The organism is Algisphaera agarilytica (assembly GCF_014207595.1).
Lineage (GTDB): Bacteria > Planctomycetota > Phycisphaerae > Phycisphaerales > Phycisphaeraceae > Algisphaera > Algisphaera agarilytica.
In genome coordinates this window covers 1293960-1307045 of the sequence record NZ_JACHGY010000001.1, presented here as the reverse complement: position 1 = coordinate 1307045, position 13086 = coordinate 1293960, and the positions used below count along the sequence as shown (strand labels likewise).

Below are 13086 nucleotides of genomic sequence, written 5' to 3'. Positions count from 1 at the left end.
GGATGGGACGATGGATCGAGCCCTGGCATCGCTGCCGGGTTCGCGGGGGGGATGGAGCTTAACACCTTCGATCATCGAGGCGTAACCGAGAGACGCCGGGCGGGGTGAGCCGCCCGGCGAGATCGGCGAGGTCTGTGGGTCCGGGCTTTACGCCTTCAGGTCGTCATCCGGGAAGTCCAGGTCGATGTCGAGTTCGTCGATCTCGGCGACGGCCGTCGGGGCTTCCTGCTCTTCGACTATCGGGTTGCGGTCGACCGAACCGTCCTTGTCCAGCTTCCGGCCCTTCTTGGCCTTGGCTGCCTTCTCCTTCTTGGGCTTGCCGTTGGTCGAGGTGCTCGACTCCGACTGGCGGTAACGGTAGAAGTCTTCGTACGACTTGCGGAAGTAGCCACCGGCCGAGGACTTGACGCCGTTGAGCACGATGCCCAGGACGTCGGCGCGTTGGCCGTCGAGTTGGTTGAGCATCCGGCCAAGCATGCCGCGTTTGTCGGAGCCGGCGTTGACGATCACCGCGATCGCATCCACGTGCTTCGACAGCATCTGGCTGTCGGAAGTCAGCAGGGCGGGCGGGGTGTCGATCAGGACGACGTCGTACTCGGTCTCGAGCTGGCCCAGCAGGCCACGGAACGCGGCGCCTTCGAGCAGTTCCGGCGGCGAGTCGGAGGCACGCCCGGTGGGCAGGACCGACATCGACATGTCGGGGTGCTGCACGATCACGTCGGCGACATCGACATCGTCTTTGAGCACATCCACCAGGCCACGGCTGTTGCCGCAGTCCATGAGCTTGTGCTGCGAGGGGCGACGGAAGTTGGCGTCGATGATCAGCACGTCGCGGCCGTTGTAGGCGAGGCTGGCGGCGAGGTTCTGGATGACCGTCGAGGTGCCCGAGCCGGGCTGGGCGGCGACGCAGACCAGGGTCTTGTAGCCACGCCGGTCCATCTTGGACAGGACCGCAGTCCGGACCTGACGGTACGACTCGGTGAGCAGGCCGGTGGGCGATCGCTCGACCGTTCGCTCGGCGGAACCACCACCCGAGGGGTCTTCGTTGGAGTGGGGGATCAGGCCCAGCAAGTTGCTCTCGATGGGCAGCAGCTTGAGGTCTTGGGGGCTGCGGACACGCTGGTCAAGCATCTCGCGGAGGACCATCAGGCCGCCGATCAGACCCACAGCCAGCATCGTCACCGCGGGAACAATGATGAGCTTGGGGAACGTGAGTTCCGGCTCACTGGGGCTCACCTGGGTTTTCACGCGGACGTAGTCGTCGCGGTTGCTGATCGTACGAAGCGTGTCGAGCGCTGCGTCGGCCCGTTGCTTTTTCTCGATCACGATCTGAAGATCGATCTCTAGGGCGGCGTACTCGTTGAGCTTCTGGGTCAGCTCCTGAAGGCGGGTCTTGGTCTCGGACAGTTGCGGCTCGAGCGCGGTGAGTTGCACCATCAATCCTTCGACCGCCTTGGCGGTGGTTTGGATCTGAAGCGCACGGAGCTCGCCGAGCTGCTTTTCGGTCTCACGCTTGAGTTCGTACTCGACCGAATCACGACGGTTGTCGAGCTGCTTGATCTGCGGGTGGTTGTCCTTGAGGCCCGAAGCGATCAGCTGACGCCGCGACTCGTCGAGGGTGCGGATTTCTTCTTCACGGCTGGCGATCTGGGGAATGGTTTGGAGATAAGCGTTTTCTTCGTCGGTCATCTCCGGGTTGGAGGCGCTGGCCTTCAGGCTTTCGTAGCTGCCCTGGGTGGCGGTGAGCTGGGCGGCCATTTCAAACTGCTCTTGGAGCAGCAGGTTGTAGCCCATCTGCTCTTCGGAGGCCGCGAGGCCAAGGGTTTCGATCTCGTTGTCACGGATGAAGCGGGCCATCTGGTTTCGGATCGAACGGATGTCGTCTTCGTAACGATTGGTTTCGCCGAGGAACAGGTTACGCAGCGCCGAACCGGCCTGGTCGTTGATGAGTTTCTTACGGTTGAGGTAGGTGGCCATGACCTCGTCGAGGAGGACTTGGGCGTCGCCGGGGTTGGGCGCGGTCATGGCGAGGTTGATCAGCGTGGTGCCGCGCAGCGGGTTGACCTGCAGCATCGATTCCTGCATCTCTTCACGGGCGCGGTTGCTGTCGCCCTTGAAGCTCTGCAGCCAGGCGGTGGATTGCGCCCGGGGACGGACGAGCGTGTCGCGGATGATTTCATCGGAGAGGATGAAGTTGGATTCGTTGGCCATGTAGCTGGCCACATCGGTATTGCGCGCACTCGCACTGTCGCCAACGGTCGGGGCGAACGGGTCGGTGACGGTGCGGGTCTCGACCAGGAGCTGAGCCTCGGAGGTGTACTGTGGCGAGGTCTTGCGGAGACCGACGTACAGGCCGACACCAATCATCAGGCCGATGGTCCCGGCGACAAGCATGAGCTTGTAGTGCTGGCGAAGCAGCCGTACGGGATCGACTGGCTTGAGACGGCCCACCGGTGGCGGCGGGGTCATCCCCGTAGCGGGCCCGATGGGTGGGATAGTCGATAATGGGTTAGCAGTCATAGCAAGGCTCCTCCCCGAGGTGATCATCTGCCGGATATTCCCTGGTCGGTTCGATTAGTTTGACCGATGGAACGTGATATTCAAATAAGTTCTTTGTTTTGCCTAAAGTTGTTTCATAAACGATCGTGCGCGGTCCGCAGTTTCGGCATCGCCTGCCTGTTCTGCCAATTCGATGCATTGTTCGAAGAGGGGGCGGGCCCGACGCGAGTTGCCGGTTTCGAGGTAAACGCGACCTAAGTGCAGTGTATTAGCGGGGATAGGTCGGGCTTGCACGCTGCGTTCGAGTGTGGCTCGGGCGTTTTCGGTGTTGCCGAGCTGGTATTGGATCCACCCTAGGGTGTCCAGGATTTCCGCGTTGGTGGGGGCTTGCTCGGCGGCCCGCTGGGCCATGGGCAGGGCTTCATCGGGCTTATCCAGGTGGTGGGAGAGGATGTAGGCCAGGTTGTTAAGGACCTCGATGTTGTCGGGGTCTATGTCTAGAAGCCGGAGATAGGCCTCTTTTGCCCCCTCGAAGTCGCGGTTTTGGAGCATCGCCAAGCCCGCCATCCGCTCGATCAGGATGTGGGTGGAGGAGTTGGAAGCGGGGACCTGCTGGCGGAGCGTATCCAATCTCTGCAGCGCGCCGCTGTAGTCTTGCTCAGCCAGGGACTGGTTGGCGAGCGTCAGCCCGATCCAGCTGGGATCCTTCATATCCGTGACGCTCTCGGCCAGTGCCGTCGCCTGGGCTTGACCCAGGCTAGAGATCATTTGCCGAAGAACCGTGCTGACCTCGCCGATCGACGAGCTGCGTTGCAGGGCCAGAGCGAAGACACGCTGGGCCGGCTCGGTCTGACCCAACGCAACGAGCACACTGCCGCGGACGCCTTGCAGTTCCGGCGAAGTGCTGATCGCTTCGGGGTGCTGTTCCAGCAGAGCTTGGGCATCGCCCGCTCGATTGGCTTGGAGGTACAGAAGGCTGAGCTGGCTCAGGGATTGGGACGTGGGGTTGGCAGCCACAAGCTGCTCGAGGCTTGCGATCGCCTGCGGGATGTTGCCTCGTGACGCCGAGACGCCGGCACTCAATTCCAACCAGGTCGGGTTGCCCGGCTCAAGCTCGAGTCCTTCGCGGATCAGCTGCTCGGCCTCGTCGATGCGTTGTTGGTTGAGATAAAGCTGAGCCAGTCGGCGCCGGGCCACATTGTTGCCGGGGGCTTTATCAAGCAGCAGCCGAAGCGAGTAGGCCGCTTCGTTGTCCTGTCCAAGCGCGGCCTGGATCTGGGCCTGCAACGCCAACGCGTTGACCATATCCGGGTTGATTTGCAGCGCCTGCTGAACGTCATCCAGCGCGTTCGCCTGGGTCTCGGGGTTGATAGCCAGAAGCGAGGCCCGTTGCACATAGGTCAGCGGGTTACGGCTGTTCTTGCCCAGCGAAGCGTTCACGTAATCGAGGGCCTTCTGTCGGTCGCCGTTCTGGTTGGCGGCCATGGCTCGGAGAGCGTCGGTGGTCGCGGTGGGCTGGAGCTGGTCCAACACCGCAACAGCCTCATCGACCCGGTTCAAACGCAGCAGCGACTCGGCCAGGCGTGAGCCGAGCACAGTTTTCTGATCTTCCGCGCTGCCGTCGAAGAGGCTTTGGTAGATATTGACCGATTCGTCAAGACGTCCGGCATTGAACAAGACGTCGGCCAGTTCACGGCTGGCGGGCTGGGCAGCGGGGTCTTCGATCGCAACGGCCTGATTGTAAACCGTCAGGGCTTCGTTGAACTCGCGAGACGTCAGGTGGTATCGGGCCAGCAGCAGGTAGTCTTCGGTGGTTACTTCATCACCACGTTGAGCGATATAGTCCGAAATAACTTTTTTGCCCTCGTCCACGCGTTCGCTTAGCCGCAGGGTGCCGGCGCGGGCGGCGACGGTGTTGAGTTGGACCCCTTGGACTTTTTCGGCCTGATCGATCAGGGCCAACGCTTCTTCGGTTTCGCCGGCTTCCGCGTGGAGGATTGCCAGGCTCAAGAGGTTCTGGATGTTCTCGGGCTGAGATTCGACCATCTCCATGCGGACACGCCGGACTGTGGCCGGGTCGCCGAACCGCTGCTCATAGGTGAGGTATTGCCCGAGCAACACTTGGTCGTTGGGCCGGTAGGAGACGGCGTCGCGCAACGTGTCGAGCGCTTGGGAGTGCCGGCCCATGCTGTTGTAGGCCCGAGCCAACCCGGCCAAGGCATTAATGTTGTCGGGCTTTTGCTCCAGCGATGTGCCGTAGGCTTCGATCGCTTCGGAGGGGTCCTCAGCTCGCAGCAGCAGGTCGGCGTATTGACGCCAACCTTCATCGAACACTGGGCGTTGTTTTAGCGCGAGGTCGTACGAAGACAGCGCTTGTTGGAGCTTGCCTTCGGCGGCGGCCAACTGCCCGCGGAGGAAGTGCCCCTCGGCCAGGTCCAGGTTGCGCTTGCCCGCGGTGGCGGCCAGACGTCGGGCCTGATCGAATTCCTTGTCCCGAACCGCCAGGTCGAAGGCCAGGATCAGCACTTTGTCGTTGTCGGGTTCGATCTTCTGCGCGACCTTGAAGGCCTCGCGGGATTTTTCGATTTCGTTGTTCTGGAGATAGATCTGGGCTTTGCGGATCGAACGGTCGAGTTCGCTGGCGTCGGTCTTGTCGATGTGGGCGACCATCTCGTCCAGCGTCATCGGGGTCTGATCGACTTGGCTCTGGAGTTGGCTCCGGAGCATGGTGATGGCCGAGGACAGGGCACCGCTCGCTTCGGCCTCGTCGAGGAGGGCGAATTTCTCGTCCGTCGATTCGGTCGACTGCAGGGTGCGTTGGAGCAGGTTCAGGTCGGTGGGGTTCTTTTCAAACTCTGCCCGTAGCATCTCGCGGCTGCGATCGGCTTGGCCGGTCGAGCCGTACAGCTGTGCGAGTGTGGTGGCGACGGCGGGGTCGGTGTCCTTGAGGGGTTCGAGCAGCGCGATGGCTTTGTCGTACTGCTTATCGATGGTGTACCACTGCGCCAGCAGGCGGATCGCCACGGTATTGTTCGGCTCGGACTCGAGGACGATGCTGATCTGTTCACGGGCTTCGGGGAGCTTGCGGCTTCGGAGAAGCATCTCGGCCAGTTGCAGCCGGATGTTCATCTGGATGTCTTCACGGGAACCGCCTTGGACGAGTTCGAGGACACGCTCAAGACGCTCGACGGCTGCACCCCATTGCTGCTCGGCCTGACGGGCACGGGCCGAGAGGAGCAGCGCTTCGATGTCGCGGTCCTGATACAGCGTGCTGGCCTGGTCGATGAAGACCATGGCGTGGGTGGTTTCATTCCGCAGCAGCGCGAGCTTGCCCCGCAGCATCAGCACCCGGGCGTCTTTGTCGGTGACCGCTTCGAGCTCGTCGACCGCCTTGTCGGCGTCGGCGAGAAGCTGCGTGCGGCGCTCGGGATCGGTCGCGGCCTCAGCCCGGATGAGTTCGATATTGGCCACCTCGTAGACGGCTTGTTGACGCAGGACCTGGTCCCGCAGCGATGCTTCGAAGTTGCCGGCGATCGGGTAGTCGCGTGCCAGGAGATAGATCTCGTGGGCGTCGTCGAGCTGGAGTTGCAGCTTGAGGACGTTGGCGAGCATGAGCTTGTAGAGCAGCATGTCCGGCCGGGCGGCGGACGCGCTACGCAGCAGACGCTCGGTCCGGTCCAGGTGATTGGGGGTGTTTTTCGGGGCGGATTCGACGGATTCGCCTGCGATCAGGAGGTCCATCACGGCGAGCTGCTTATCAACCCGGGGAAGGATCTCGGCGACCTGTTGAACAACCAGGGGCGGCTCGGGGTTCTGGAGGAGCGCCGCCTCGAGGTTGTTCAGCACCGGCTCGATCTTGGCAAAACCATCGCGGTAGCTCTGGGCCGCTTCGGCGCGTTCTTCGTCGTTGCTTGATTTGCGGATACGTTGCCGGTGTGCTTCAAGCAGCGCCAGCATGACATTGAAGTACTCGATCTTCACCGAAGGGTTGTCGGGGTCGGCCGCTAACGCACGCTCGGCGAGCTCGGCGGTTTGGGCGCGGGCATCCTTGGCGTGGTCCGAATCGGGAGCGGAGCGCTCGGTCCGGTTGGCGTCGTAGAGGTGCCAGCGGGCGAGGTAGTACAAAACGTCGGTGTCGCCCGGACGGGCCTGCAGAACAGTCTCGAGGTCCTGACGGATCTCTTGTTGACGCGTCCGGTCCATGGCGTCGGAAATCTGGACGGCTTGGGAGATGCCCCGGAATTTCAGCGCAGGGATGTTGTCGGGCTTGGTTTCGAGGCGGGTGGAGGCCAGAGAGTAGAGGTCGTTGTAGAAGCTTCCGATGTTGAATTCACGGGCCCAGCGATACAGGAGCTGGTAGTAGTCTTCGAGCATCTGCTCGTCGTCGGGGCGGAGCTCGGTGGTTTGACGGGTGAGCTGCATGATCTCACCGAGGACGCGCTTGGCTTCGAACTGGTCGCGCACTGTCATGTTGCTGCGGGCTTCGATGTACTTGATCAGCAGGTCAACGTTCTGCGGGTCGCGGTTCCAGGCCTTGCCGTAGCTCTGGGCCGCCAGGCGGTAGTCCTGGCCCCGTTGCTGTTGAGCCTGCGCCAAATCTTCGGGGTCGGCGGTTACATCGATCTGGGCGTTCTGGGCGCGGACCAGATAGTTGTCGCCCTCGGCTTCGAGCTCGGAGCTGCTCTTCTTGAGAACGGTTGAAACGACGAACAGCCCGCCGGCCAAAAGGACGACCAAAACGGCAGCGAGGATGAAAACGAACTTGGTGTTGACTTTGCCGGCCATGAAACCGTGCTCCTGTATCTGAAAATCTAACTCTGACGGTGGTTCTAACTTTGGGGTTGATGAGGGGCAACGGATCGTGCCCCCTGATCGGGTTCAAATCATTTGGGTTAGGGCGCCGAAGGCTCTCCGGGCTGGATCGGCCAACGCCCGGCCTTGACGTCGTCCCAGTCGGGCAGACAGGCCATGATGTCGGGCAGGAAAACGTTCAGCAGATCGGTGGTGTGTCGGGTGACCGCGTCGGGGTCGTTTTCACCCAAGACCTGGATTTCGATCTTGCAGTAGTAGCTGTGGGCGTCGCGGATATCGAAGCCCTGGGCCCGGACCGCGTTAGGTGAAGCGAGGTACTTGCCGTTGGCGGCGAAGAAGTAGATCACGTGCTGATCTTCTTTGACGTTGTCGGGGGGGCCGTAGGTGAAGCGGACAGTGTTGATCTCGCGTTCGGGCAGGGTGACAACGGTGCCGGGGGCGTACTCGGGTTCGCCGGGCAGCGGGAGAAGGGCGGTGGCCTGGTACCCGGGGAGGCCGTCGCGCGGGGTGGCGACTTCGGGATCGATCGCGATGGTCTGATCGCTCAGGCCTTTGTGCTTCACGCCGGCCGCGATGAAGCAGCGGTCGGGCACGTGGGGAACGGTGTCGTTGATGCCGGTGTAGTAAGCGATGTGCAGACGGACGAGGCTGCCCGGTTGGCCCTCATCGATGCTGGTGTTTCGGTACCACCGACTGAGGTAGTGCTCGGTTCCCAGCTCGTCGATGATCTCGGGCGGGAGGATCTGATCCTCGATGAAGCTGTAAGGCCCTTTGTCGAGGGGCAGGTCGTTCAGGTTGTGGCGGAGCTCAACCGCTTCCTTATGGAGCACGATCTTCTGCCACGAGAGGATGGATTGCTTGCCGGTGGCCGCGACGCCAAACAGGCCGCAGATCATCGCGGCGGCGAAGCACCACGTGGCGAGGCCACGACGGCCCGGTGCGGACTTGCGGGCAAACAGCGCCAGACCGACCAGGATCACCAGCCCGACGGCGACGCCGATGAGCGACAACGCCTTGGGCATCCATTCCAATCCGGGCACGGGCCGGGCGGAGAATCCGTTGAACAACATCGCATAGACGATGCCGGTCACCAGCGCCAGGGCGGCACCGAGCACCAGCCCCTTTGCGACGAGTCCGGGGGCAACCTTCTTCGGTTCTTCTTTCGAGAGCGCGGCTTGGGCTGCGGCCTGCTCCACCAGTTTTTCGTGGGCTTTCGACTCCGCCTCGGGGTCGCGGATGATGACCTTTTCCAAGACCCAGCCGACCAGCAAGAACAGACCCGCAGCCGGTATGAGCATCAGCATGCCCACGAACAGGTGGAAGTCGCCTTGGGCGTATTCCTTGTCGACCGTGTAGATCAGACCCAACGCCGTCACCCGGCCGATGTTGACCAGCACCGCAATCGGCACGGCAAGACCAATCATGATCAGGCGTTGCCACCACGCCCGGTCGAACAGGAACGCCATCGCTACGCCCAGCGCGATAAACGCCATGAGCATACGTAGACCCGCACAGGCCTCGGCCACGTTCATGCCTTCTTCGACCCAGAGCCCGTCGCGCCAGAAGCCCATCGTGATGGTGTTGCCGGCGTTGTCCACGGTGAAGTCCATGAACTCTGAAAACAGTTGCAGCATCACCGTCGCGCCCGCGGCAGCGATGTCTTGAAGCCGTTCAGCGATCCGGCTCCAGATCGCGTCCGACACCTTCACGGCCAAGACCAGGTAAGCGATCGGGAACCACAGCACCCGCATCGCGGCGGGTCCAAACAAAAACAGCGCGGTGGCGAAGATCGTCAGCACCATGCTGTAGCCGCGGAACATGTCGTTACGCCCCGGGAAGATCCAGAAGACGTAGCTGTAGAGCCCAATGAAGATGAGCGGCAACGCCCACCAGCACAGCTGCTTGGGGGCGGCCTGCAGGCGGGTCTTGTTGAGGTAGATGTAGTAGATCGAGATACCGGGGATGATCAGGACGTGTGACCAGTCGGGGTCTTTCGACCAGAGGTAGGTTTGGAACAGGAAGTTCCAGTGCATCCAGCCGAAGAACGCAAGGCATACAGCGATCCAAGCCCAGCCGATCGGGGTGATCAGTGGCTGGGGCTGCCCCGCAGGAGCGAGTTTGGTCATCGGGGTACTGGTCATGTCTCTCGGTGGCCCGCCTCCACGGGTTGGTGTCGAGATCGAAGTGGTGGATGAGGCGTCGGGCGCCTGTCCCAGATTGGTGTTACGCGGGGCAGCCGGGGCGGGTTCGTGATTTGAAAGAACCTTTGCCTGCTCGGCGTTGAGGGCGAGCGACGCCTTGGCCCCCTGACGCGACACGTGTCCCGTGGTTTGACCGGGGTTGGCGTGGCTGGCCGAATCGGGCTGGTGAAGGGGGGGCTGAGAGTCGCTCATGGTCCGCTGGGCAGAAAACCGTCGGGAGAGACGTCGTGGCGGTCCATGCCGGAGACGCGGGGTCGAAAATACACTCGGCCTCTATCGGCCAAGAGATCAAAGAGGTTGTGTAGGGGCACCCGTCCGTTGGTGCCTCGCGAAACATGCGACGTGTCCTGATCGCCCCGGCATGATATCGGCCGGGTGGACGGGCCGGCCACGAATGGGCCCGGCAGGTCGGAAACATCAATTTTTAACCCAGGGCACGCCCTCGGGTGAAGGCACGGCCTGGCGTTTAGGCCAGGCCGTGCGGTGTGGAATCAAGAGTTTTAGTTCCGGTTGTCACCGAACACGTCGTTGCCGAAGTTGCGGTCGAGCACGAAGCCGAAGCCGTAGGTGAACCGGAAGCCGTTGCGGATGACTGCCAGCGGGGTGGCGACACCGGACGAACCGATGTTGATCAGGTCGTCGGGCTTCAGGAAGATGTCGGGCTCGTTGCCGTGGAAGATCGCCGCGAGGTCGAGGCGGATGGTGACTTCCTGGTTGTTGGCCGTGCGGCGGATCAGGTCGACACGCTCGGGGTTGGCCAGGCCACCCAGGCCGCCGGACGAAGCGATCAGTTGCTTGAGCGTCAGGTCTTGCTCGCCGGGGACGGTGTAGGCACCGGGGCGGTTGGACTGACCCATGATGTAGACGAAGCCGGCTTCCTGGTTGGGGATGCGGATGACGTCGCCAGCACGGATGACGACGTTGTAACGCATGTCGCCGTTGATCAGCTTGTCGTAGGGCACCTCGATGATGCGCTGGGCGACCATGCTGCTCAGGGCGTCGCTGCCCGGGGTGCCGAAGGCGCTGTTGCCGGTGCCGGCTTGGCCTTCAACGCGGACGAACTTGCCGTCGACGTAGACCCAGCGGGGCGAGCTGCCGCCGCTTTCCAGGCCCGACTCCACACCCGAGGGCGGGGCGGGGCGGTCTTCGGGGGCGGCCGCGTCGTTCAGATCAGCAACGGCGTTGCCTTCATCCAGCAGGTCTTCGATCAGATCGCCGGCGTCGGCGGGAGCGGGTTCCACCGGGGCGGATTCGCGGTTGGTTTCGCCTGCGCTGGCCGGGGTCAGCGGGGCTTGACGGAAGATCAGGATCCGCTTGATGCGGTTGCTCACACCGCCGGCCTGGGCGATCGCTTGCAGCAGACGGAAGTCGGGCTGCGGGATCAGGTAGGGGCCGAACCGGGTGCTGCCTTCTTCGGGAGCACCGATGATGGTGTAGAGGTTTTGGCGCGACTGCTGGACAACGACGCTGACGGTCGCGTCCTGCATGATGCCTTTGTTTTCGAGGATCTCGATGATCTCTTCTTCGAGTTGGCTGGGGCTGAGACCCGAGGCCTTGACCTTGCCGACGATGGGCAGGCGGATGTTGCCGGTCTCATCGATCGCACGGTTTTGCACGTCGGTGACGCCAACGCTGATGAGTTCGAAGATGGAGACGGTGATGAAGTCGCCGGGGCCGATAACGTATTCCTGGGCGTCGGGCACCAGGTCGTCGGGGCGGACCGGGGAGATCTGGACGGGGGTGTCGCTGAGCGTGTTGGCCAGGTCCAGCGTTTCGAGGATGGGCATCGACACCGGGGTGCGTTCCCACCGGCCGACAATACTCGGGTCCAGGTAGCTGTCGCTTTCGCAACCGACCAGTCCCAAGCCCAACGACGCCAACACGCCGCACAGCGCCAATCGCCCAGTCTTCATCATCATCTTGATTTGCCTCACCGTCTTCGGCTCCTGGTTGCTTGGGCCCAGCCGGCACGTTGCCGTGACTTGAGCCAGTTGTTTTCTTACCCCGAGGCGGGCGGTGCCAGCCTCAATTCAATGACGGGCATACTATCCCATTACCCAACTTACCGCACCCCTCGGGACGCAGCGGGGCCGACGCACCTTTAGGGATGCCTCACCGCGTCCCTTCGGACCACTCGGGGATGCCCTTTAGGGGCATCTCGGCATCGGGCCGCCGTTACAATCGCTATCCTCAGCACAGCTTGCGGCATGTGCCGGGCGGCTACGCCGCGAGGTCAACATCGGACAGCCCCATCCGCCGGGGCCAACCCAGACCGCAAAACCTGCCGGGCCCGGGCTTCGTATCGGTTCTCGGACCCAAACCCCGCGTCAGCCTGCCCGGTCCACACCCGCTCCCTTGCTCCCAACACCCCCGGCCCACCGCTTCGGAACCCGACCATGCCCGATTCCTTCCAAAACGTGACTTTCGTCGGCGACGGCGCCATGGCCACCGTCCTGGCCCTGCTCCTGGAATCCCGGGGGCTGAACGTCACCGTCTGGGGGCCCACCGCCGAGAACGTCGCCGAGGTGATTCAAACTAGGGAAAACCGCCGGTATCTTCCCGGACACCGCCTCCCCGACTCGATCCGGCTCACCGCCAGCGACTCCTCCTGCTTCCGAAACGCGGACCTGATCGTCTCGGCCATCCCCACCCAATACGTCCGCAGCGTCTGGGAACGCCTCGCCCCGCACCTGCCCGAGGGCGAGTCGGTACCCGTCGTCTCCGTGGCCAAGGGCATCGAAAAAGGCACCATCCTCCGCCCGACCCAGATCATCGGGGACGTGATTGAGAAGGTTTCAAGGGGACAAGGGGCCGAGGGGACTAGTGAAAGTGCCGACTCCTCTTCCCAAGCCCCTAAGCCCCCAAGCCCCCAAGTCCCCAGTCTCGCCTCGCTATCGGGCCCGTCGGTCGCCGACGAACTCGCCAAATGCCTGCCCGCCACCGTCGCCGCCGCCTCGGAAGACACCGAGTTCGCCGCCCGGCTGCAGACCACCTTCACCACCCAGTGGTTCCGCGTCTACACCAACCCCGACCTCGTCGGCGTCGAGCTGGCCGGGGCTCTGAAAAACGTCATCGCCCTGGCCGCGGGCATCCTCGACGGCCTCCAAGCCGGCAACAACGCCAAGTCGGCCCTGCTCTCGCGCGGCCTCGCAGAGATCACCCGCCTGGGCGTGGCTATGGGCGCGACCCCCGAGACCTTCTTCGGCCTCACCGGCGTCGGCGATCTCGCCACCACCTGCTTCAGCCCCACCGGCCGAAACCGCACCGCCGGCGAACTCCTGGGCAAGGGCAAAAAACTCGACCAGATCCTCGAAGACATCCCCGGCGTTGTCGAAGGCGTGCCCACCACCAAGGCCGTGGTCGACCTCGCCCAGAAACACAATGTCGAGATGCCGATCACCCAAGCGGTGAACCAAGTGTTGTTCGAAAACCTCGACCCGCTGGACGCCATCAGCAACCTGATGTCACGCGAACCGAAGACCGAGCGGGTGGGATAACCTCAAAATACGGTTGGGACGGAATGGTCTTTCTATATAATCGAATTGCTGCTTCCCGCAGCATGTGGGTGTGTTGT

The 13086-nt window shown here is 62.9% G+C and carries 5 protein-coding genes; 1 reads left to right on the top strand and 4 read right to left on the bottom strand.

Translation table 11 applies throughout. The annotated features are described in order from the left end of the window. Positions 1-147: 147 nt before the first annotated feature. The 4 genes from HNQ40_RS05550 to HNQ40_RS05535 form a co-directional block, all read right to left on the bottom strand. Positions 148-2469, bottom strand: a complete 2322-nt coding sequence (locus HNQ40_RS05550) for a polysaccharide biosynthesis tyrosine autokinase (protein WP_184676887.1) — start codon at positions 2467-2469, stop codon at positions 148-150. 153 nt (positions 2470-2622) lie between these two features. Then, the gene (locus tag HNQ40_RS05545) at positions 2623-7284 is read right to left on the bottom strand and encodes a tetratricopeptide repeat protein (protein WP_184676886.1); all 4662 of its coding nucleotides are present in this window, start codon (positions 7282-7284) and stop codon (positions 2623-2625) included. 107 nt (positions 7285-7391) lie between these two features. Then, positions 7392-9452: an exosortase/archaeosortase family protein gene (locus HNQ40_RS05540; protein ID WP_184676885.1), complete on the bottom strand. Its 2061-nt coding sequence runs from the start codon at positions 9450-9452 to the stop codon at positions 7392-7394. 560 nt (positions 9453-10012) lie between these two features. Next, positions 10013-11431, bottom strand: a complete 1419-nt coding sequence (locus tag HNQ40_RS05535) for a polysaccharide biosynthesis/export family protein (RefSeq protein ID WP_184676884.1) — start codon at positions 11429-11431, stop codon at positions 10013-10015. A 477-nt stretch (positions 11432-11908) separates the two neighbouring features. Between HNQ40_RS05535 and HNQ40_RS05530 the strand changes: the two genes are divergently transcribed. After that, positions 11909-13009, top strand: coding sequence for an NAD(P)H-dependent glycerol-3-phosphate dehydrogenase (locus tag HNQ40_RS05530; protein ID WP_184676883.1), 1101 nt, complete (start codon positions 11909-11911; stop codon positions 13007-13009). Positions 13010-13086 lie beyond the last annotated feature (77 nt).